Below are 20,554 nucleotides of genomic sequence, written 5' to 3' on the forward strand. Positions count from 1 at the left end.
AACTTTGCGCGAACAGCTCGGAAGACAATGGCAATCCGAACGGAGCGGTTCAAGGGCTGACCGGAGGTATCCTTGTCATGCCCCGGTTTCCTTGCAATCGTATTCAACGTCCCTGCATAACAAGAATCACAAAGCGGAACGCAAGACATGATCGAGCAGCAGATCGCAATTCCCACCAAGGACGGTCACACCGCGACCTTCATCGCCCATCCCGAGCGCGGCGGCCCGTTCCCGGTCGTCCTGTTCTACATGGACGCGCCGGCGATCCGCGAAGAGCTGCGCGACATGGCGCGGCGGCTCGCGACATCGGGCTATTACGCGATGCTGCCGAACCTCTATTACCGCTCCGGCGTGATGGAGCTCGGGGCACTCCCGGCCGATCCGAATGCGCCGGAGCGCAAGCGCATGTTCCAGCTAATGGGCTCGCTCACGATTCCCATGATCATGGACGACACCAGGGCACTGCTCACCTATGCCGAGGGCCAGGCCGCAGCGAATACAAAACTGATCGGCACCGTCGGCTATTGCATGAGCGGCCGCTATGCCGTCAACGCCGCCACGCATTTCCCCGATCGCGTCAGGGCGGCCGCCTCGATCTACGGCACGCAGCTTGCCACCGAGCAGGACGACAGCCCGCATCTCGCCCCAGCCAAGACCAAGGCCGAGCTCTATTTCGCCTGCGCCGAGACCGACATCTACGCGCCCACCGAGATCATCGAGAAGGTCAAGCAGGGCATGAGCGGCGCCAAGGCCGAAGTCGAGATCTATCCCGGCACCCATCACGGCTTCGCCTTCCCCAAGCGTCCGGTCTATGACCGCGACGCCGCCGAGCGGCACTGGGAGCGGCTGCTGGCGCTCTACCGCCGCAACCTCGTCCAGCCATAGAAGGCGCGATGCCCTTTCTGCTCATCGACTTCCCGTCCTTCAACCCGATCGCGGTCGCGATCGGTCCGTTCGCGATCCGCTGGTATGCGCTGGCCTATATCTGCGGCATCGTGTTCGGCTGGCTCTATGCGCGATCGCTCCTCAAGAAGGAGCGCCTGTGGGGCGGCCCCGCGCCGATGTCGCTGGTGCAGATCGACGATTTCATCCTCTGGGTCACGCTCGGCATCATCCTCGGCGGCCGCACCGGTTACGTGCTGTTCTACAATTTGCCCTTCTTCATCGAGCACCCCGCCGCGATCTTCCGGCTGTGGGAGGGCGGCATGTCCTTCCATGGCGGCTTCCTCGGCTGCGTCGTCGCGGTGATGTGGTTCGCCTATCGCAACAGCATCCCGATCCTGTCGCTCGGCGACATCACCACCGCGGTCGCTCCGGTCGGACTGCTGCTCGGGCGTATCGCCAACTTCATCAATGGCGAATTATGGGGCCGCGCCACCGACCCCAACCTGCCCTGGGCGATGATCTTCCCCAACGATCCCACCCATTTGCCGCGCCATCCGAGCCAGCTCTATGAGGCCGGCATGGAAGGCATCCTGCTGTTCACGGTGCTGGCGGTGATGATCCGCCTCGGCGCCTTGAAGCGGCCCGGCATGATCCTCGGAAGCTTCATCCTGATCTATGGCCTGACCCGCATCGCCGGCGAACATTTCCGTGAGCCGGACGTCCAGCTCGGCTTCCTCTGGGGCGGATTAACCATGGGCATGCTGTTGTCGATCCCGATGCTTATTGTCGGCGGTATACTTATTGTAAGGGCAGTACGGCGCGGTGCGCCGAAGCCCGCAGGGGCCATTCGTTAATTCCTTTCGAGAAAGCAGGCCGTGACCGACTCGCCGCTACTCAACGAGATCAAGGCGCTGATCAAATCCTCGGGCCCCATGCCGGTCTGGCGGTACATGGAACTGTGCCTGATGCATCCGCGCTATGGCTATTACGTCTCGCGCGATCCGCTCGGGCGCGAAGGCGACTTCACCACCGCGCCCGAGGTCAGCCAGATGTTCGGCGAGCTGCTCGGCCTGTGGACCGCGTCGGTGTGGAAGCAGATGGGCTCGCCGCAATTCCTCCGGTTGATCGAGCTCGGCCCCGGCCGCGGCACCATGATGGCGGACGCGCTGCGCGCCTTGCGCGTGCTGCCGCCGCTCTACCAGGGGCTTCATGTCCATATGGTCGAGGTCAATCCCGTCCTCCGCGAGCGGCAGAGTGCGACGCTGGCGGGCGTGCGCAACATCGCCTGGCACGACAGCATCGACGACGTGCCGGAAGGCCCCAGCATCATCCTTGCCAACGAATATTTCGACGTGCTGCCGATCCACCAGATGGCGAAGCGCGAGGACGGCTGGCACGAGCGCGTGATCGAGGTCGACCCCAACGGCAAGCTTCAGTTCGGCGCGGCGTCCGAGCCGACGCCGCGCTTCGACGTATTGCTGCCGCCTTTGGTGCGCGCCGCGCCCGTCGGCGCCGTGTTCGAATGGCGGCCCGATTCCGAGATCATGAAGCTCGCAACGCGGGTGCGCGACCAGGACGGCGCGGCGCTGATCATCGACTACGGCCATCTGCGCAGCGATGCCGGCGACACGTTCCAGGCGATCGCGCGCCACTCCTTCACCGATCCCCTGAAGGCGCCGGGTCAGGCCGACGTCACCGCCCATGTCGATTTCCAGGCGCTCGTGCGCGCAGCGGAAGACGTCGGCGCACACGTGCACGGTCCGGTGACCCAAGGCGACTTCCTCAAGCGCATCGGCATCGACACCCGCGCAGCCGCGCTGATGCAGAAGGCGACGCCGGAGGTTGCCACCGACATTTCCGTGGCGCTCAAACGCCTGACCGACACGGGACGCAGCGGCATGGGCTCGATGTTCAAGGTGCTCTGCATCTCCGAGCCGCGGCTGACGGGAATTGCAGGCCTCAGCGATCTCGAACAGGCTGGAGGCACGTCATGACCCTTGCTTCGTCGCTGCTGTCGGCGGTGCCCGGTTTGCGCCATTGCTTCTTCACCCGTGAAGGCGGCGTCTCGGGCGGCATCTATGCCGCGCTCAATGGCGGGCTCGGCTCCAGCGATGATCCGGCCCATGTCGCGGAGAACCGCCGCCGCATGGCCGAACATGTCGGCGTGGCGCCGGAACGCTTTCTCAGCCTGCATCAGATCCATTCGCCCGATGTCCTCGTCGCCGAAGCCCCGTGGCCGAGCGGGCCGCGGCCGAAGGGCGACGCGCTGGTCACGAAAACACCCGGCATCGCGCTCGGCGTCTCCACCGCCGATTGCGGGCCGGTGCTGTTCGTCGATCCCCATGCGCGCGTCATCGGTGGCGCCCATGCCGGCTGGAAGGGCGCGCTGACCGGCGTGCTGGAATCCACGATCTCCGCTATGGAAAAGCTCGGCGCCTCGCGCAGCGGCATCATCGCCGCGATCGGCCCGCTGATCCGGCAGGACAGCTATGAAGTCGGCAACGAGTTCGTGGCGCGCTTCATCGAGGCTGACGCGGAGAATGCTGTGTTCTTCATTCCGTCAGTGCGTGAAGGCCACGCGATGTTCGACCTTGCCGGCTTCATCCGGAAACGGCTGGAAGCCGCTGGCATCCTGATGATCGATGATCTGGGCCTCGACACCTATGCCGACGAGCGCTTCTTCAGCTATCGCCGCTCGGTGCATCGCAAGGAGCCGGACTACGGCCGGCACATTCACGCGATCGCGCTGGAGGGGTGACCATACAGGCAACGCCGTGTCATTCCGGGGCGATGCCCAAGCATCGAACCCGGAATCCATCATGCAGCAGTTGATGCGACGAAATGGATTCGAACTCGGGTAAACCCGAGTTCGGGTGGCGCGCCCCGGAATGACGGTGTTTGTGGCGCCCCCGCCCTAGACGTTAATGCATTTTAACGATATCGCTGCCCTCCATAATGAGGGAAGCGTCATCCAACTTGCGTCGCGCGGGCTCGCGCGGGCTGGCCGTCTTGCTGCTGGCGGCTGCGGCCGCGCTTGGCGGCTGCGCCGGCGGGGGCGCTGCGAACAACTCCTATGCGATGGTGCCGAGCGCCGGCTCCGGCGCAACGGTCGCCTTCGAATCGATCGACGGGCCGCCGCCGCAGGTGTTCGACCGCATGGTCGGCGTGCTCGACAGCGAATCCAAGCTGCGCAGCCTCTCCGTGGTCTCCCGCGAGGGGACGGCTGCCTACCGCGTCCGCAGTTACCTCTCCGCCCAGGTGGTGCGCGGCAAGACCGTGATCGCCTGGGTCTGGGACGTCTACGACGCCAACCAGCAGCGGGCGCTCCGCCTCTCGGGCGAGGAACCGACCTCGGCCAAGGGCGGCCGCGATCCCTGGTCGGCCGCCGACGACCTCGTGCTGCGGAGGATCGCCCAGGCCGGATTCAGCGGACTTTCCAATATGATCAACGGCACGCCGGATGCACCGGGCGCTGTTCCGGGCCTGCGGGGACCGGCGGTGGCGAGCGCGACGCCAGTGGCGCCCGCGGCGGACCTGCCGGCCTCGGCGCTCGGCTATGCCGCCCAATAACCACCGCTAAACCACGGCCTCAAGTACCGGCCAAACCGTTGGCCCGACTCGGGATTTTCGCAGGGAAAACGTAGCATCCCGGGTTGCCAGTTCGGCCTTCGGCCTGATATTTCCTCGCGCGTCGTAACCGTGCTCCAGTGGGTTCTGAGATGTTGAACGTCGTATCCAGCAAAGCGCGGGAGGAAGCGTCGATGTCGGCCAAAAACGGCTCAATCAAGCTCGTCGCCGGCAACTCCAATCCGGCCCTCGCGCAGGCCATCGCGCAAGGCCTGGACCTGCCGCTGACCAAAGCGGTGGTGCGGCGCTTCGCCGACATGGAAATCTTCGTCGAGATCCAGGAGAACGTCCGCGGCTCGGACGCCTTCGTGATCCAGTCGACCTCGTTCCCCGCGAACGACCACCTGATGGAATTGCTGATCATCACCGACGCGCTGCGGCGCTCGTCGGCGCGCCGCATCACCGCGGTGCTGCCCTATTTCGGCTACGCCCGGCAGGACCGCAAATCGGGTTCGCGCACCCCGATCTCGGCAAAGCTCGTCGCCAATCTGATCACGCAGGCCGGCGTCGACCGCGTCATGACGCTCGACCTGCATGCCGGCCAGATCCAGGGCTTCTTCGACATTCCGACCGACAATCTCTACGCGGCGCCGCTGATGGTGCGCGACATCAAGGAGAAGTTCGACCTCTCCAAGGTGATGGTGATTTCGCCCGACGTCGGCGGCGTGGCGCGTGCGCGCGGCCTCGCCAAGCGCATCAACACCCCGCTCGCGATCGTCGACAAGCGGCGTGAGCGCCCCGGCGAATCCGAGGTCATGAATGTGATCGGCGACGTCGCCGGCTATACTTGCATCCTGGTCGACGACATCGTCGATTCCGGCGGCACGCTGGTGAACGCGGCCGATGCGCTGGTCGCCAAGGGCGCCAAGGACGTCTACGCCTATATCACGCACGGCGTGCTCTCCGGCGGCGCGGCCGCCCGCATCGCGAACTCCAAGCTGAAGGAGCTCGTGATCACCGACTCGATCCTGCCGACGGACGCGGTGGTCAAGTCGCAAAATATCCGCACGCTGCCGATCGCCAGCCTGATCTCGGACGCAATCGCGCGCACCGCGGCGGAAGAGTCGGTGTCGAGCCTGTTCGACTAATATTAGTCTCTCCGAATCGTAGGGTGGGCAAAGGCGCAAAGCGCCGTGCCCACCCTTTCTTATAGGTCAGAGACGGTGGGCACGCTTTGCTTTGCCCACACTACAGCTCGCGAATGTATTGTTGCCAGCCCCGCCCCATGACATCATCCGGATACCGAGTCATCTCTGCCCTCTGGATGCCTGATGCCACGCCGGAAATTTGCTTGGGAAAAGCTGTCGGATGAGCAGTTGCTCCAACAGCGCCTCAGCAGCCTGAGGGTTGCGATCGAAGGCACCTGGCTCGAGGGTTGTGTCAGCACCCTCCACGAAGAGCTCGAAGAGAGGAGTATCTGGCTGCGGCCACACACATGGATTTCGAGCGAATGGTTCAGTCCGGGAGATGTCCCCGGCATCGCCATCCCGTTCTATCTCGCCCATCCCCGCTTGATGAAGCTCGAGAAGAAGATGATGTTCGACGTCGAGGGCGGCACCTGGCGCGAATGCATGGCGATCCTCCGTCACGAGGCGGGCCATGCCATGCAGCACGGCTACCAGCTGCAGCGCCGGCGTCGCTGGCAGCAGCTGTTCGGCCCGTCGTCGAAACGCTACCCGCGCTACTACCGGCCCAATCCGGCCAGCCGGCGCTATGTCCAGCATCTTCGGCTCTGGTACGCGCAGAGCCATCCGGACGAGGATTTCGCCGAAACTTTCGCGGTGTGGCTGCGGCCCCGTTCGAACTGGCGGACGCGATATGCCGGTTGGCCGGCGCTGAAGAAGCTCGAATATGTCGACGAGCTGATGAGCGAGATTGCGGGCAAGCGACCGCTGATCACGACGCGTGAGCGTGTCGATCCGCTACGTACTCTCAGCCAGACGCTCGAAGACCACTACAAAAGGAAGCAGGCGTTCTACGCCTTCACGCCCCCGAAGACCTATGACCGCGACCTCTCCAGGCTGTTTTCAGCCGATCCACGGCATCACCGGTCAAAGCCGGCTTCGGCCCTGATCAGACGTCACCGCGCCCAGATCAGGCAACTGGTCTCGCGATGGACGGGCGAAAACCAGCTCACCCTCGATGCCGTGCTCGACGACATGATCTCCCGCTGCCGTGAGCTCGATCTGCGTGCCGTCGGCCCCGAACAGAAGCTCGTTCTCGACTTCACCGTCCTCGTAACCGCCAAGACGATGCACGCGCTGTTTGGCCCGTCTCGGCGCAAATGGATCGCGCTATGAGACGCCTGCGCATTCTGGTGCTCATGCATCCGGACTTCGTGCCTCCGGAGTCAAGCGACGGATACACCGCGCAGGAGATCAACGCGTGGAAAACAGAATACGACGTGGTGAGTACCTTGCGCGCGGCCGGCCATGAGGTTCGCCCACTCGGCGCGCAGGAGGAAATCAAGCCGGTGCGCGTCGAGATCGAGGGCTTCAAGCCGCACGTGGTTTTCACGTTGCTGGAAGAGTTCCACTATAACGTCGCATACGACCAGCACATCGCAAGCTATCTCGAACTGATGAAGGTCCCGTATACCGGGTGCAATCCGCGTGGCCTGATCCTGGCGCGCGGCAAGGACCTGTCCAAGACGCTGGTGCATCATCGTCGGATCGCGGTGCCGGCCTTCGCCGTTTTCCCGATGCGCCGCAAAGTCAAACGGCCGACGCATCTTGCGCTGCCGCTGATCGTCAAGAGCCTGAACATGGATGGCTCCTTTGGTATCTCGCAGGCATCGATTGTCGATACGGACGAAAAGCTGGCCGAGCGAGTCGCCTTCATCCACGAGCGGGTCGAGTCCGCCGCCATCGCCGAGCAATTTATCGAGGGGCGAGAGCTCTATGTCGGCGTGCTCGGCAACAATCGGCTGCGTGTTCTGCCGGTTTGGGAACTGAAATTCGGCAGCATGGGCGGGCGCAGGTCGCGGCACATCGCCACCGAAAAAGCCAAGCACGATACCGATTACCAGGAGCGCGTCGGAATTGTCGACGGACCGGCCAAGGACCTCGCGCCCGAAGTCACCGCGCGCATCCAGCGCGCGGCGAAACGCATCTACCGGGCGCTCGGCCTAGATGGATACGCGCGCATCGACTTTCGTCTTTCCGCCGATGGCACGCCGTATTTCATCGAAGCAAACCCCAATCCCGAAATCGCCAAGAGCCAGGAATTCGCCACGGCGGCGCAACATGACGGACTCAAGTATCCGGATCTCCTGCAGCGCATCCTGACCCTCGGGATCAGCCGGGCCAAGGCGGGCGTGTCGCTGGGTTGATAGCAAGACGGCATGCGTGGCGGTGATCGTAAGGTGCTAACTCGCCTCCGCCCTCGCGCTGACAACTTCTGCAAACGACTTGAAGAACTCTCCTGCCAGCTTCGTTGCGGTCGAGTTGATCAGCCGTGCGCCGAGCTGCGCGAGCTTGCCGCCGATCTGCGCGTCGACCTCGTAGTGCAGGATGGTCATGTCGGCGCCCTCGGATTCCAGCCGCACCAATGCGCCGCCCTTGGCAAAGCCGGCGACGCCGCCAGAACCCTCGCCGGAGATGCGATAGCTGTTGGGCGGATCGAGATCGGACAGCGTCACCTTGCCGCCGAACGTCGCCTTCACTGGGCCGACCTTGAAGATCACGGTCGCCGTCATCTCGTTCGGGCCGGTCACCTCCAATGACTGACAGCCGGGGATACACTGTTTCAGCACATCGGGGTCGTTCAGCGCCGCCCACACCTGGTTAAGTGACGCGGGGATGCGCTGGCTGTCGTTCATCTGCATGATCGGATCTCACTCTGTGCTTGCTGACTGATTGGCGGCGCGCTGACCGCGCCGTCGTACCTCGGTGATCTCGGCGAGGATCGACATCGCGATCTCCTCCGGCGTGATGGCGCCGAGATCGAGCCCGGCGGGCGCCTTGACGTCGTCGATCCCGGCCGCGGTGGCGCCTTCCGCAATCAGCTTGGCGCGCAGCGAGGCCATCTTGCGGCGGCTGCCGACGAAGGCGTGATAGTCGGCCCTCGTTGCGACGGCCGCGCGCAACGCGGCCTCGTCGCCCTTGCCCTGCGTCGAGACCACGATGAAGCGCTTTGCCTCGCTGAGTTCACCGAGCCGGTAGCCGTCGATGATAGTGTCGGCGTCGGGCTGCGCGGTGAGATCGGCGGCGGGCGCGGCCAGCGTGACGTGGTAGCCAAGCGTGCGCGCCTGTGCCGCGAGCGACAGCGCCACCGGACTGGCACCGAGGATCACGAGCGAGGGATGCGGCAGCACCGGCTCGACGAAAATGTCCATCGTCCCCTTGCTCGGACACATGTTGCTGGCAAAGCGGATGCCGTCGCGGCTCTCGCCCGCGCTGACGCCGAGCTCGGTGAGCAGGTTTTCCGGCTGCACCGACACCATGCGCGGCTCGCCGTCGGCGAGCGCCTCGCGTGCCGCTTTCAGCACCGCGCCTTTGGCGCAACCGCCGCCGATCCACCCGGCAACGATGGTACCGTCGGCAGCGATGATCGCCTTGGCGCCGGCCTTGGCCGCGGTCACCGACACCGTGCGCACGACGGTCGCGAGCACGAAAGCGCGCTCGGCAGCCTTCATCTGCGCCACCAGATCCAGCACTTCGACGTGAGCGCTCATCGGTGCCTCCTCTAGAGCTTCGCCAGATAGGGTTCGAGCGCGCGCAGGCTTTGCAGCGAATTCGCCGGCGCGTAGAGATCGACGTGCGGCAGCGCCGCCTTGATGCCCCTGGCTTCGGGCGAATAGCCCTCCCAGGCCATCATCGGATTGAGCCAGACGATGCGGCGGCAGCGCCGGTGCAGCGCCGCCATTTCCCGCCCGAGCAGGGCGGCATCGCCGGTTTCGTAGCCGTCGGAGACGATCATCACGCAGCTGCGCGAATGGATCACGCGCGCGGCGTGCCAGCGGTTGAAGGTTTGCAGGCTTTCGCCGATCTTCGTGCCGCCGCCCGCGCCCTGCGCCATGATCGAGAGCCGGTCGAGCGCGCGGCCGGCGTCTTTCTCTTTCATCGCATCGGAGACGTAGGCCAGCCGGGTGTGGAACAGAAACGCCTCGGCCTCGCGGAACTGGTCGAGCACGCCGTGGATGAAGCGCAGGAACACCGATGTGTACATGTTCATCGAGCCGGAGGCGTCGAGCAAGATGATCAGCCGCAGCGGCTTGTCCTTGCGCTGCCGTTTCACCAGACTGATCGGCACGCCGCCATGGCTGATATTGCGGTGGATGGTGCGCCTGAGATCGAGCCGGTAGCCGCGCCGTCGCGCCAGATCGCGCCGGGTCAGCCGTGTGCGCATCACCCGTGCGAGCTGTGCGGCGGCCTCATGGGCCTGCGCGACCTGGTCGGGATCGCCAAGCTTTCGGAAATCGACCTCGGCAAGATTGTCCGCACGCGAGGCACCTTCCATGCGACCCTCGCCGGAGCGACCTTCCGGCGCTTCGTCGGAAGACGGAAGCTGGTCGGTGACGGATTGGCCGGTGCCCTGCTCGGCCGTCGTGTCCTGAAGCGTCTTCAGCGACGGGTTGCTGGCGCCGGGCGACGAACCGATGGTGCGGGAGCGCGAGCGCACGCGTTTTCCCAGCCAGAACGCATCGAACAGCCCGTCGAACTTGTCCCAATCCGACTTGCGCGCGGAGAACAGATGCTTGAACGCCGCGCGCAGCAGGCCCGGCCGCGCCGCGAAGCCGGCCGACATCAGCGTCGCCGCATCCTGGCCCTCGGCGAGCCCGACGCGAAAGCCGGCATCGCGCAGGGTGCGCAGGAAGGCGGCGAGCTTCGCGGACACGAGGCGGGAGACCTCATTCAGATCGTCGTATCCGGGGCTGGATCCACAGCAACTCATGCGACCCTCCCCAGCAGGCGCTGTGTCACCTCCGGCGTGACGCGGGCGCGGTCCTCATGGGTCTTCAGCAGGCAAATCAGCGTCTCATGCACGGTCTCGGGCGCGTCGCGGAGATCGCTGATGTCGAGACCGACGAGCGCTGCCGCCCAATCCAGCGTCTCCGCCACGCCCGGGACCTTGCGCAACTCTTCCTTGCGCACGCCCTCGACCATGCGCGCGATTTGCAGCGACAGCGACGGGCTCGCACCAGCAATGCGCGCGAGGATGATGCGGGCCTCGCGATCGACATCGGGATAATCGACGTAATGATAGAGACACCGCCTGCGCAGCGCATCGGAGAGCTCGCGCGTGCCGTTCGAGGTCAGCACGACATGCGGGATCGTGACGGCGGCAATGGTGCCGAGCTCGGGGATTGATATCTGGAAATCAGACAGCAGCTCCAGCAGGAAGGCCTCGAACTCGTCGTCGGCGCGGTCGATCTCGTCGATCAGCAGCACCGGTGCCTTCGACCGGCGGATCGCCGCGAGCAATGGCCGCTCCAAGAGGTATTTTTCCGAGAACACCTGGTCCTCGATGCTGTCAGCCCCGCGATGCGCCTGGATCGCCAGCAATTGCCGCTGGTAGTTCCACTCGTACAGCGCGGACGACTGGTCGAGCCCTTCATAGCATTGCAGCCGGATCAGCTCCGTCGCATGAATTTTCGCGAGCGCCTTCGCCACCTCGGTCTTGCCGACGCCCGCCTCGCCTTCGAGGAGCAGCGGACGCCGCAGCAATTGCATCAGCGAGATCGCGGTCGCGAGGTCGGCATCGGCGATGTAGCCCGATGCGGCCAGCGCTTGCGCGATCACGTCACGGCCTCTCATCGCTACGCCACCGCGCCCAGTTCCTTCGCCGCCTTCCAGTTGCGCCAGAAATCGTGCGGCATCTGGATGTGCGTGCTGCCCAGGAACGAGAACGCGTCGTTGACCGCGTTGGAGAAGGCCGGCACGCCGCCGACATTCGGGCTCTCGCCGACGCCCTTGGCGCCGATGGGGTGATGCGGCGACGGGGTGACGGTGAAATCGGTCTCCCAATGCGGCGTCTCCACCGCGGTCGGCATGAAGAAGTCCATGAACGAGCCGGTCACGACGTTGCCGACCTCGTCGTAGCGGATCTCCTGGCCCATCGCGATCGCGAAGGCTTCGGTGAGGCCGCCATGCACCTGGCCCTCGATGATCATCGGGTTGATGCGGGTGCCGCAATCATCGAGCGCATAGAAGCGTCGGACCTTGTACACGCCGGTGTCGACGTCGATGTCCATCACGCAGAGATAGGCGCCGAACGGATAGGTCATGTTGGGCGGATCGTAGTAGCTCACGGCTTCCAGCCCCGGCTCCATGCCAGGTGGCACGGAGTTATAGGCTGCCCAGCAGATGTCCTTCATCGACATGAATCTTTCCGGCAGGCCCCTCACCCGGAAACCGTCGATGTCGAATTCGAGATCGTCCTCGTGCACCTCGAGCTTGTAGGCCGCGATCATCTGCGCCTTGGCCTTGATCTTTCGCGCAGCCATGGCGATCGCCGCGCCCGCCACCGGCGTCGAGCGCGAACCGTAGGTGCCGAGCCCGTAAGGCGCGGTGTCGGTGTTGCCCTCCTCCACCATGATGTTGTCGGCGGGAATGCCGATCTCGGTCGCGATGATCTGGGCCCAGGTGGTCTCGTGACCCTGGCCCTGGCTCTTGGAGCCAACCCGCGCGATGCCGGCCCCAGTTGGATGCATGCGGATCTCGCAGGAATCGAACATGGCGATGCCGAGGATGTCGCAATTCTTCGACGGCCCCGCGCCGACAATCTCGGTGAAAAAGGAGACGCCGAGGCCCATGATCTCGCGGGTCTCACCGCGCGCGAACGCGGCACGCTTCTCCGCCTGTTCCTTGCGGAGCGCGGCGTAGCCGGTTGTCTCCATCATCTTGCGCATCGCGGTATGGTAGTCGCCGGAATCGTATTCCCAGCCCAGTGCCGAGTGATACGGGAACTGTTCCGGCTTGATGAAATTCTTCAGCCGCAGCTCTGCCGGATCCATGTTGAGCTTCTGCGCCAGAATATCCATGGCGCGCTCGATGCAATAGGCCGCTTCCGTGACGCGGAACGAGCAACGGTAGGCGACGCCGCCCGGCGCCTTGTTGGTATAGACGCCGTCGACCGCAAGGTGCGCTGTCGGGAAGTCGTAGGATCCGGTGACGATGTTGAAGAAGCCGGCTGGCCATTTCGACGGGTCGGCACAGGCGTCGAACGCGCCGTGATCGGCGAGCACGTGCACGCGCAGACCGGTGACCCTGCCCTCTTTGGTCGCCGCGATCTCGGTCGTCATGTGATAGTCGCGCGCGAATGAGGTCGCGGTGAGGTTTTCGATGCGGTCCTCGACCCATTTGACCGGCTTGCCGGTGACGATGGAAGCCACGGCCGCACAGATGTAGCCGGGATAGGCGCCGACCTTATTGCCGAAGCCGCCGCCAATGTCGGGCGCGATCACGTGGATCTTGTGCTCTGGCAGCTTTGCGATCAGTGCCACCACGGTGCGGATCACGTGCGGGGCCTGGAAGGTGCCGTAGATCGTCAGCTCGCCCTTGATCTTGTCGAAGGAGCAGACGCACTGGCAGGTCTCCAGCGGCGACGGATGGGTGCGGTGATAGGAGATCATCTCCTTGATCTTGACTTCGGCCTTGTTGAAAGCGGCGTCGGTCAGCTCCTTGTCGCCGACGGTCCATTCAAAGATGTGGTTGTCGTGCTTGCGCGGCCCGTGCGCGCCGGTGGTCTTGCCGACGAGGTCCTCGCGCAGCACCGGTGCGCCGGCGTCCATCGCCTTGAAGGGATCGACCAGCGGCGGCAGCGGTTCGTATTCGACGACCACCTTGTTGATACCGTCGTCCGCCGCATAGCGGTCAGTCGCGACCACGAAGGCGACCTCCTGGTTCTGGAACAGCACCTTGCCGTCGGCGAGCACCATCTGCACGTCGCCGGCGAGCGTCGGCATCCAGGCGAGGTTCACGGTCTTCAGCGTCTCGGCGGTGATCACCGCGAGCACGCCGGGGACCTTCAGCGCCTCGCTGTCGTCGATCTTCTTGACGCGCGCATGCGGATGCGGCGAGCGCACGAAGTCGCCATGCAGCATGCCCGGCAGCTTGACGTCGTCGACGTAATTGCCCCGGCCCTGCGTGAAGCGGATGTCTTCGACGCGCTTGCGCTTGCAGCCCATGCCTTCGAGGGCGGCGCTGCGTTGTTCCCGCGTGGGAGTGAGGTCATTCATTCTGCGGCCTCCTGGAATTCCACGCCGTTGATCTTGGCGCTCGCGTACTGGATTGCCTTGACGATGTTCTGGTAGCCGGTACAGCGGCAGATGTTGCCGGAGATGCCCATGCGGATTTCCGGCTCGCTCGGCGAGGGGTTCTCTTTCAGGAGCCGATGCGCGCGGACAATCATGCCGGGCGTGCAGAAGCCGCATTGCAGGCCGTGCATCATGCGGAAACCTTCCTGGAGCGCCGACAGCGTGCCGTCGGCATTGGCCATGCCTTCGATCGTGATGATGTCGCTTCCATCGGCCTGGACCGCAAACATGGTGCAGGATTTCACCGACATGCCGTCGATATCGACGGTGCAGGCGCCGCAATGCGTGGTCTCGCAGCCGATATGGGTACCGGTCATCTGCAAATTCTCGCGGATGAAGTGCACCAGCAGCGTGCGCGGCTCGACGAGGCCTTCGACCTCGGCGCCGTTCACTTTCATGGTCACATGTGTTTTTGCCATCGATCCCCTCCCTTATTTCGCGCGGCCGGCGGCGCGCTGAAGCGCGCGGGTCACCATGATGCCGCCGACATGTTTTCGGTATTCGACGGGCCCGCGTGCATCGGCCGCCGGCGCCATGATCGCTTCGGCTGCCGCGGCCGCCTTCTTCAGCGTTGCAGCGTCCAGGCTGGTACCGATCACGGCGTTGGCGGCATCGGTGGCGAGCAGCGGCGTTTCGTGGACATTGGTGAGGCCGATCGTGCAGGTCGCGACCTTGCCGCCCGCCATGGTCAGCACGACGGCGGCCGCAGCGGTCGCGTAGTCGCCGACCTTGCGCTTGAGTTTTTCGTAGGCGTAGCCGTGGCCGGCCGCCGGCGCCGGGAACGAGACGGAGGTGAGGATCTCGCCAGGTTCCAGCGCCGTGAAGTAGGCACCCTGGTAGAAGTCAACCGCCGGCACGTCGCGGGAGCCGCTTGGGCCTTCGAGGCGATAGCTCGCCCCCAGCGTCATCATCAGCGCCGGCATGTCGTTGCCGGGATCGCCATTGGCGACGTTGCCGCCGATCGTGCCGCGGTAGCGCACCTGCGGATCGGCGATCAGCAGCGCCGTCTCGTGCAGGATCGGCGCCGATCTGGCGATCTCGTCGGAGGCCAGCAGATCGTGCTGGGTCGTCATCGCGCCGATGACGAGGTTGTCGCCGTCGCGGCGGATGCCCCTAAGGTTCGCGATGCCGTGCAAATCGATCAGATGGGCGGGGCTGGCGAGCCGGAGCTTCATCATCGGCACCAGGCTGTGCCCGCCGGCCAGCGGCCGCGCATCCTCGCCGAGGTCTGACAAGAGCTTGACGGCATCGGCGACACTCGCCGGCCGGTGATAGCTGAATGAGCCCGGGATCATTGGTCTCCTCCTCGTCGTCCTTTGCGCGTGACGGCACGGACGTTGGAGGGGACGGTCACTCCCGGCGGGGCCGCCCGCAATCATTCGGGCACGGAACAGCGGATTTCGCACGAGTTGCGGCGGGGAACGCACGAATTGCGTCAGGGGCGGCGACGTAAGAGCCGCGATCTCGCTGCAACCTCTCGCGCTTGCGGGGGAGGTCGGCGCGAAGCGCCGGGTGGGGGCTCTCTCCAGAAAGGGGCGGTCCCGTTGCGGAAACACCCCACCCCAGCCCTCCCCCGCAAGCGGGAGAGGGAGCGCACTTGCCGCGCGGTCGGAGCGTTACGCGTGCCGCCGGTTCGCCAGCCCCAGCCGCGCCTTCACCTCGGCGATCTTGGCCCGGCTCACCGGCACCCGGTGCGGCGAAGGGCCGTCGAGCTCGAGCACGGCACCGTCGCCCTCTTTGCGGACCAGCGCGACATGGGGGATGGCGACGATATGGCTGCGGTGGACCCGCAGGAACAGCGAGGGATCGAGCTGCGCCTCGGCCTCCGAGATCGACCACGGGCACATCCGCTCGCGCGTGCCGTCGTGGACGCGAGTGTAGTGCGCATCTGCCCGGACGCTGCGCACATTGGCTGTCTCGATAAAGTGCGTGCCGTCGGCGCCCTCGACCGGCAGCCGTGGCGCCGGCGCACGCGGCGGCTGGCCGAGGCCACCGAGCGGGCCGACCGGACGCGGCGATGTGGCGGCAACCGGTTCTGCGATGGCCGGCGCGACCGAGGGCGAGACTGCATCAACGGCAACGGAGGCCTGCACCTGCCGCCGCGAATCCGGCACCAGCGAGAGCAGGAAGCCGGCCGCTATGACGAAGCACAGCACGGCCACGACGATCGACAGGATTTGCTGCGACGCGGCAAGGCCGCCGCCGACATGGTGGTGCGCCGCGCCCGTCAGCGGCTCGAAATGCATGCCCAGCATCGCCGTGTAATGCATGCCCGAAACAGCCACGCCGAAGACGACCGAGCTGACGATCAGGCGAACGCCCTCCTGCTGCGCCAGGAAGGCGCGCAGGCCGCCATAGGCCGTGACGATCGCAACCAGCACCGACAGCAGCACCATCGAGCGGTCATGCACGATGCCAAAGGGACCGGCGAGACCATGGATTCCGACATAATGCATGCTGGCGATGCCGACACCGAGCAGCACGGCCGACGAGGCCACCCTCTTTAATGAGGGATCACCGATCGAGACGAAGAACAGCGAGATGCCGACCACCAGCGCGCAGATCAGGAACGAGATGATGGTGGGCAGGACGAGATAGACCGTGTCCGGCGGCAGCGGCGCGGCCAGCATGCCGACGAAATGCATGGTCCAGATGCCGACGGCCAGAAACGCCGCCGCACCCGCGAGCAACACGCGGTTGCTGACGCCGGGCGTGTTGCGGATGCGAGCCGCAAGCGCAAAGCCGGTATAGCCACCCAGGCTCGCGATCGCCACAGAGAGCGCGACGAGATAGGGATCGTGTCCTTCGAACATGATCTTGTCGGCCGCCCGTCTCCACGGAGCGGCCTCCTCCCGCCGCCGACTTTATAGGGACGGCGGCGGGATTGACAATCAGCGGCGTGTGAGCGGACGGCTACAAGTCCGGTACTGCCGGACCCTCATGGTGAGGAGACGCGCAAGCGCCGTCTCGAACCATGAGGCCCGACTGTGGCCTTCATCCCTCGAGACGCGCTGACGCGCTCCTCGGGATGAGGAGATGGAGTCGTTGTGATCGCTTACACAATTCCCGCCGCGACCTGGCCGCGCAGGCGCTCCAGGCCGAGCAACGTCTCCGCACAGGCCGCCGCGACCTCGACGCCCTTGATCGCAAAGTGCCTCCGGAAGAAATCGTAGTGCACCTCGGTCTCGTGGAATTGCTGCGGCGTCAGCACGGCCGAGAACACCGGCACCTCGGTGCGCAGTTGCACATCCATCAGCGCCTTGATCACGGTGTCGGCGACGAACTCGTGGCGATAGATGCCGCCGTCGACGACGAGGCCGGCCGCGACGATCGCGGTGTAGCGTCGCGTCTTGGCGAGGATCTGCGCATGCAGCGGGATCTCGAACGAGCCCGGCACCTCGAACACATCGACATGGGTGAGGTGGCGCGCTTCCGCCTCCCTGATGAAGGCGATGCGGGCCTCCGCGACCACGTCGCGGTGCCAGCAGGCCTGCACGAACGCCACCCGCTGCGGTTTTGCAAAGCGCGGATGCTCGGGCGCCGGATCCTGCGGAACCGGCGGTTGGGTGACTTCAGAAGTTTCGACTTGGGAAGTTTCGACTTGGGAAGTTTGGACTTGGGGATCTTGCAACATCTGATTCATGGCTTTCCTCAGTTAAGGACCAGAATCAGGGCACACGGAACGACAAGCAGCCGCATCCTGCGATGCGTCTGCCACCGACCGTTCTCTTTCATCCGGACTTTAACCGTCGGCTTCGGAGTTGCACCGAATCTGCTGACCCTTCCCTTCAGGAACATCCCTTGGGGGAGGCGCTCGCGGGCTTGGGCTTTTGGAGCCCTTACCGCCGGTGGGGACTTTCACCCCGCCCTGAGAACATCGGCCGTCCGGGATGAACGGCCTGACCGGAAATATGACGCCGGTCCGCGGCCACAGCAAGCGTGTTCCGCATGGGGAATCCGCATGGTCCCATGCCGCCATGGCGGTTCGGCCCTCGCCGGGCGGAATTAACGATTGGACACACGGGCGGCTCGATCCGATTCCGATTTGTTCTCAAATTAATAATTGTGTCCGAGATGAGCTGTGGACGAGCTGGATCGAGGTTGTGGACGGACTCCGGACCCGGTTGCGCAGATTCCGCAAATCACATCAGTTGATCCGCGACAAGCCCGCGCTGATCCCGGGATCGCAATAGCGACTCCTAGTGGATCGCCTTAGCGATATTAAGGGAGCGCGCGCCGGACCAACCGCGTGCGTATCAAAGACAACAAAAAGGCAAGAGGTCGAGACGGCATGTCCCTGCTCGAAGGCACCATCGACTCCCGAAATCACCCGCTTGCGGTGGTCGAGGATATCGCTGCCAGCAACAACTGGCCGTTCGAACGCTCCGGCGAAGACGAACTCACGATTGTCTCGAAGGGACAATGGACCGACTATCAGCTCTCCTTCACCTGGATGGGCGAGATCGAGGCATTGCATCTGGCCTGCGCGTTCGACATGAAGATTCCGGTCGCGCGCAGAGGCGAAGTGCAGCGGCTGGTTGCCGCGATCAACGAGCAATTGTGGGTCGGGCATTTCGACCTGTGGACCAATACCGGGATGATCATGCACCGCCAGGCGTTGGTGCTGCCGGGCGGCCTGACTGCGTCGACCGCGCAATGCGAAGCGATGCTCGCCGGCGCCATCCACGCCAGCGAGCGCTATTTTCCGGCGTTCCAGTTCGTGGTGTGGGCAGGCAAGAGCACGACGGACGCAATGGACGCGGCGATGTTCGATACGGTGGGCGAGGCGTAAGGCACGCCACCTCCCAACGCGGTGAGGAAGCCACGACTCTCTCCTCACCGTCGTCCCGGACAAGCGAAGCGCAGATCCGGGACCCATACCGCGTGATGCCCCGTGTGGCACGCCGCTTGTTGCCAACGCCTCCATCCACTAGAACCGCCTGTGGTTATGGGTCCCGGCCTTCGCCGGGACGACACTGATTTTGTGGCAACGGCTATGGCAAACAACAGCGCTCTCCAAAACATCACCGGCACCATCCTGCTCGCCGGCGCCGGCAAGATGGGTGGCGCGATGCTGACCGGATGGCTGGCCGGCGGACTCGATCCGCGCCGGGTCGTGGTGGTCGAGCCGTACCTCTCGCCAGAGATCAGCGCACTTGCCGCCAAAGGCGTTGCGCTCAATCCCGATGTGACGACGGCCGGCATAGTCGAGACGCTGGTCGTCGCGGTGAAGCCGCAATATTTCCGCGAGGCCGGCGCCAAGCTGAAGCCGTTCGTCTCGGACAAGACCTCGGTGGTGTCGATCATGGCGGGAACCACGATCGCGTCGCTTCAAGAGGTCTGCGGCGGCGCCGTGGTGCGGGCGATGCCGAACACGCCGGCCGCGATCGGCCGCGGCATCACGGTGGCGGTCGCGGCGAACAATGTCAGCGCGCAGCAACGCGCGGTCGCCGACGCGCTGCTGCGTGCCACCGGCTCGGTGGAATGGGTCGACGATGAAAGCCTGATGGACGCGGTGACCGCCGTGTCCGGCTCGGGCCCGGCCTATGTGTTCCTGCTCGCCGAAGAACTCGCGCGCGCCGGCGTCGAAGCGGGATTGCCCGAGGCGCTGGCGACCAAGCTCGCGCGCGAGACGGTCGCCGGCTCCGGCGAGCTTCTGCATCAATCGGAGCTGCCCTCCGGCACGCTGCGCCAGAATGTCACCTCGCCCGGCGGCACCACCGCCGCAGCCCTCGGCGTGCTGATGGGCGAGCCGGGCCTGCGCGAGTTGATGATCCGCGCCATCGCGGCTGCGACGCAGCGGTCGAGGGAATTGGCGAAGTAGCGCGATGCGTAGGGTGGGCAAAGCGAAGCGTGCCCACTATCCGTAGCACATGCGGAGACATGGTGGGCACGGCGCTTCGCGCCTTTGCCCACCCTACGATTTCGAGCCTGCTCCCAGCCGCTTGTTGAACATCGCGACATTGACCAGACCGCGCGCGTGGCGGCCTTCGCCGAGCTTGCGCGTGCCCTCGAACGCCTCGACCTCGAAGCGGATGACCCGGCGCTCGACCGCAACCACTTTCGCCGTGGTCCGCACCGACGCACCGACCAGGGCTGCTGCGAGATGGCGGATGTCGACCTCGGTGCCGACGGTGACCCAGCCCGCCTGAAGCGCAGAGCGGATCGCATCGCCCGACGTCATCTCCATCTCCAGGATCATCATCGGTGTCGCATAGACAAACGGCATGCCCGGCACGAAATGCCCGACCGTGCGCTCCACCGGCACCACCAGCGTGCGCTCGGCGCTCATGCCGACCTTGATGAAGTCGCGTGCGTCCATCGTCCCTCACACACGATGTCGTCCCGGACCAGCGAACGCAGTGAGCGCTGATCCGGGACCCATAACCACAGGAAGTCGTGGTTACGGGGACTCGGAGTTACCGCTTCGCCAGATAACCACTCCCTGTGGTTATGGGTCCCGGCCTTCGCCGGGACGACGGTTGTTATTGCCGCGCCAGCAGCGACTACTTCTTCGCCGCCGCCGCGCGCTCCACGAACGTCTTGCCGCCCTTCATCTTGTGGGCGAGCGGAGCTTCGTTGATCTGGATGACGACGGCGTCGGCATCGACGCCGAGATTCTTCACCAGTGCCTGGGTGATGTCGCGCATCATGCCGGCCTTCTGTTCATCGGTGCGGCCCACGGCCATGCTGACGGTGATCTCAGGCATTGTGTTCTCCCTCTGGTTCTTCCGTAACAACCGGACTTGCTTGTCCGGCGAAGCCTTGGCTTAGCCGGATCCC

At 65.0% G+C, this 20,554-nt stretch carries 21 protein-coding genes and 1 riboswitch; of the genes, 10 read left to right on the top strand and 11 right to left on the bottom strand.

All coding sequences use genetic code 11. The features are described from left to right. Positions 1-147: 147 nt before the first annotated feature. The 8 genes from ABIB73_RS28585 to ABIB73_RS28620 all read left to right on the top strand — a co-directional run bounded on the left by ABIB73_RS28585 (position 148) and on the right by ABIB73_RS28620 (position 7,843). Positions 148-885, top strand: a complete 738-nt coding sequence (locus ABIB73_RS28585) for a dienelactone hydrolase family protein (RefSeq protein ID WP_354229430.1) — start codon at positions 148-150, stop codon at positions 883-885. 8 nt (positions 886-893) lie between these two features. Next, positions 894-1,739, top strand: a complete 846-nt coding sequence (lgt, locus tag ABIB73_RS28590) for a prolipoprotein diacylglyceryl transferase (protein WP_354229432.1) — start codon at positions 894-896, stop codon at positions 1,737-1,739. Between the two features lie 21 nt (positions 1,740-1,760). Next, the gene (locus ABIB73_RS28595; RefSeq protein ID WP_354229434.1) at positions 1,761-2,879 is read left to right on the top strand and encodes a class I SAM-dependent methyltransferase; all 1,119 of its coding nucleotides are present in this window, start codon (positions 1,761-1,763) and stop codon (positions 2,877-2,879) included. After that, positions 2,876-3,643, top strand: coding sequence for a peptidoglycan editing factor PgeF (gene pgeF / locus ABIB73_RS28600; RefSeq protein ID WP_354229436.1), 768 nt, complete (start codon positions 2,876-2,878; stop codon positions 3,641-3,643). Before ABIB73_RS28595 ends, pgeF begins: the two co-directional genes overlap by 4 nt. A 197-nt stretch (positions 3,644-3,840) precedes the next feature. Next, the gene (locus ABIB73_RS28605; protein ID WP_354229438.1) at positions 3,841-4,455 is read left to right on the top strand and encodes a hypothetical protein; all 615 of its coding nucleotides are present in this window, start codon (positions 3,841-3,843) and stop codon (positions 4,453-4,455) included. 191 nt (positions 4,456-4,646) lie between these two features. After that, positions 4,647-5,600, top strand: coding sequence for a ribose-phosphate pyrophosphokinase (locus ABIB73_RS28610; protein WP_354229439.1), 954 nt, complete (start codon positions 4,647-4,649; stop codon positions 5,598-5,600). 183 nt (positions 5,601-5,783) lie between these two features. After that, the gene (locus ABIB73_RS28615; protein WP_354229441.1) at positions 5,784-6,812 is read left to right on the top strand and encodes a putative zinc-binding metallopeptidase; all 1,029 of its coding nucleotides are present in this window, start codon (positions 5,784-5,786) and stop codon (positions 6,810-6,812) included. After that, a complete protein-coding gene (locus tag ABIB73_RS28620; RefSeq protein WP_354229443.1) occupies positions 6,809-7,843 on the top strand; it encodes a D-alanine--D-alanine ligase family protein in 1,035 nt (344 codons plus the stop codon). The genes ABIB73_RS28615 and ABIB73_RS28620 overlap by 4 nt, the downstream gene beginning before the upstream one ends. A gap of 36 nt (positions 7,844-7,879) precedes the next feature. Here the strand turns inward: ABIB73_RS28620 and ABIB73_RS28625 are convergent, their stop codons facing one another. From ABIB73_RS28625 to ABIB73_RS28665, 9 genes are all read right to left on the bottom strand, one after another. Beyond that, positions 7,880-8,338 (bottom strand): SRPBCC family protein, encoded by a 459-nt coding sequence (locus ABIB73_RS28625; RefSeq protein WP_354229445.1) that lies wholly within the window; start codon positions 8,336-8,338, stop codon positions 7,880-7,882. Positions 8,339-8,347: 9 nt separating this feature from the next. Next, positions 8,348-9,187, bottom strand: coding sequence for an XdhC family protein (locus ABIB73_RS28630; RefSeq protein ID WP_354229447.1), 840 nt, complete (start codon positions 9,185-9,187; stop codon positions 8,348-8,350). Between the two features lie 11 nt (positions 9,188-9,198). Next, positions 9,199-10,407 carry a vWA domain-containing protein gene (locus ABIB73_RS28635; RefSeq protein ID WP_354229449.1) on the bottom strand — a complete coding sequence of 403 codons (1,209 nt, stop codon included), beginning with the start codon at positions 10,405-10,407 and terminating at the stop codon, positions 9,199-9,201. Then, the gene (locus ABIB73_RS28640; RefSeq protein WP_354229451.1) at positions 10,404-11,270 is read right to left on the bottom strand and encodes an AAA family ATPase; all 867 of its coding nucleotides are present in this window, start codon (positions 11,268-11,270) and stop codon (positions 10,404-10,406) included. Before ABIB73_RS28640 ends, ABIB73_RS28635 begins: the two co-directional genes overlap by 4 nt. A 2-nt stretch (positions 11,271-11,272) precedes the next feature. Continuing rightward, on the bottom strand, positions 11,273-13,693 hold the full coding sequence (locus tag ABIB73_RS28645) for an aerobic carbon-monoxide dehydrogenase large subunit (protein WP_354229453.1): 2,421 nt from the start codon (positions 13,691-13,693) through the stop codon (positions 11,273-11,275). Continuing rightward, on the bottom strand, positions 13,690-14,190 hold the full coding sequence (locus ABIB73_RS28650) for a (2Fe-2S)-binding protein (protein ID WP_354229454.1): 501 nt from the start codon (positions 14,188-14,190) through the stop codon (positions 13,690-13,692). The genes ABIB73_RS28645 and ABIB73_RS28650 overlap by 4 nt, the downstream gene beginning before the upstream one ends. 12 nt (positions 14,191-14,202) lie before the next feature. Continuing rightward, complete coding sequence (locus tag ABIB73_RS28655) at positions 14,203-15,066, bottom strand: FAD binding domain-containing protein (protein ID WP_354229456.1); 864 nt, start codon at positions 15,064-15,066, stop codon at positions 14,203-14,205. Between the two features lie 321 nt (positions 15,067-15,387). Beyond that, positions 15,388-16,584: an MHYT domain-containing protein gene (locus ABIB73_RS28660; RefSeq protein WP_354229458.1), complete on the bottom strand. Its 1,197-nt coding sequence runs from the start codon at positions 16,582-16,584 to the stop codon at positions 15,388-15,390. Positions 16,585-16,826: 242 nt separating this feature from the next. Then, positions 16,827-17,414 carry a 6,7-dimethyl-8-ribityllumazine synthase gene (locus ABIB73_RS28665; protein ID WP_354229460.1) on the bottom strand — a complete coding sequence of 196 codons (588 nt, stop codon included), beginning with the start codon at positions 17,412-17,414 and terminating at the stop codon, positions 16,827-16,829. 76 nt (positions 17,415-17,490) lie between these two features. Beyond that, positions 17,491-17,651, bottom strand: a riboswitch (FMN riboswitch). Positions 17,652-18,062: 411 nt separating this feature from the next. Between ABIB73_RS28665 and ABIB73_RS28670 the strand changes: the two genes are divergently transcribed. After that, positions 18,063-18,563 carry a type III secretion system chaperone family protein gene (locus ABIB73_RS28670; RefSeq protein ID WP_354229462.1) on the top strand — a complete coding sequence of 167 codons (501 nt, stop codon included), beginning with the start codon at positions 18,063-18,065 and terminating at the stop codon, positions 18,561-18,563. A 204-nt stretch (positions 18,564-18,767) separates the two neighbouring features. Next, entirely contained in the window at positions 18,768-19,595 is an 828-nt protein-coding gene (gene proC, locus ABIB73_RS28675; RefSeq protein ID WP_354229464.1) for a pyrroline-5-carboxylate reductase, read from the top strand. 93 nt (positions 19,596-19,688) lie between these two features. Here proC and ABIB73_RS28680 read toward each other — a convergent pair whose 3' ends face one another. After that, complete coding sequence (locus ABIB73_RS28680) at positions 19,689-20,093, bottom strand: thioesterase family protein (RefSeq protein ID WP_354229466.1); 405 nt, start codon at positions 20,091-20,093, stop codon at positions 19,689-19,691. A 184-nt stretch (positions 20,094-20,277) separates the two neighbouring features. Next, positions 20,278-20,511 carry a tautomerase family protein gene (locus ABIB73_RS28685; RefSeq protein WP_354229468.1) on the bottom strand — a complete coding sequence of 78 codons (234 nt, stop codon included), beginning with the start codon at positions 20,509-20,511 and terminating at the stop codon, positions 20,278-20,280. Positions 20,512-20,554: the final 43 nt, after the last annotated feature.

This window comes from Bradyrhizobium sp. F1.4.3, from assembly GCF_040548375.1.
In the GTDB taxonomy this organism is placed as follows: Bacteria; Pseudomonadota; Alphaproteobacteria; order Rhizobiales; family Xanthobacteraceae; genus Bradyrhizobium.

Bases quoted from the DNA above. Each gene is read 5' to 3' on its own strand.
- ABIB73_RS28585 (WP_354229430.1), top strand. From the start codon at position 148: ATGATCGAGCAGCAGATCGCAATTCCCACCAAGGACGGTCACACCGCG.
- lgt (WP_354229432.1), top strand. From the start codon at position 894: ATGCCCTTTCTGCTCATCGACTTCCCGTCCTTCAACCCGATCGCGGTC.
- pgeF (WP_354229436.1), top strand. From the start codon at position 2,876: ATGACCCTTGCTTCGTCGCTGCTGTCGGCGGTGCCCGGTTTGCGCCAT.
- ABIB73_RS28605 (WP_354229438.1), top strand. From the start codon at position 3,841: ATGAGGGAAGCGTCATCCAACTTGCGTCGCGCGGGCTCGCGCGGGCTG.
- ABIB73_RS28610 (WP_354229439.1), top strand. From the start codon at position 4,647: ATGTCGGCCAAAAACGGCTCAATCAAGCTCGTCGCCGGCAACTCCAAT.
- ABIB73_RS28615 (WP_354229441.1), top strand. From the start codon at position 5,784: ATGCCACGCCGGAAATTTGCTTGGGAAAAGCTGTCGGATGAGCAGTTG.
- ABIB73_RS28620 (WP_354229443.1), top strand. From the start codon at position 6,809: ATGAGACGCCTGCGCATTCTGGTGCTCATGCATCCGGACTTCGTGCCT.
- ABIB73_RS28625 (WP_354229445.1), bottom strand. From the start codon at position 8,338: ATGCAGATGAACGACAGCCAGCGCATCCCCGCGTCACTTAACCAGGTG.
- ABIB73_RS28630 (WP_354229447.1), bottom strand. From the start codon at position 9,187: ATGAGCGCTCACGTCGAAGTGCTGGATCTGGTGGCGCAGATGAAGGCT.
- ABIB73_RS28635 (WP_354229449.1), bottom strand. From the start codon at position 10,407: ATGAGTTGCTGTGGATCCAGCCCCGGATACGACGATCTGAATGAGGTC.
- ABIB73_RS28640 (WP_354229451.1), bottom strand. From the start codon at position 11,270: ATGAGAGGCCGTGACGTGATCGCGCAAGCGCTGGCCGCATCGGGCTAC.
- ABIB73_RS28645 (WP_354229453.1), bottom strand. From the start codon at position 13,693: ATGAATGACCTCACTCCCACGCGGGAACAACGCAGCGCCGCCCTCGAA.
- ABIB73_RS28650 (WP_354229454.1), bottom strand. From the start codon at position 14,190: ATGGCAAAAACACATGTGACCATGAAAGTGAACGGCGCCGAGGTCGAA.
- ABIB73_RS28655 (WP_354229456.1), bottom strand. From the start codon at position 15,066: ATGATCCCGGGCTCATTCAGCTATCACCGGCCGGCGAGTGTCGCCGAT.
- ABIB73_RS28660 (WP_354229458.1), bottom strand. From the start codon at position 16,584: ATGTTCGAAGGACACGATCCCTATCTCGTCGCGCTCTCTGTGGCGATC.
- ABIB73_RS28665 (WP_354229460.1), bottom strand. From the start codon at position 17,414: ATGAATCAGATGTTGCAAGATCCCCAAGTCCAAACTTCCCAAGTCGAA.
- ABIB73_RS28670 (WP_354229462.1), top strand. From the start codon at position 18,063: ATGTCCCTGCTCGAAGGCACCATCGACTCCCGAAATCACCCGCTTGCG.
- proC (WP_354229464.1), top strand. From the start codon at position 18,768: ATGGCAAACAACAGCGCTCTCCAAAACATCACCGGCACCATCCTGCTC.
- ABIB73_RS28680 (WP_354229466.1), bottom strand. From the start codon at position 20,093: ATGGACGCACGCGACTTCATCAAGGTCGGCATGAGCGCCGAGCGCACG.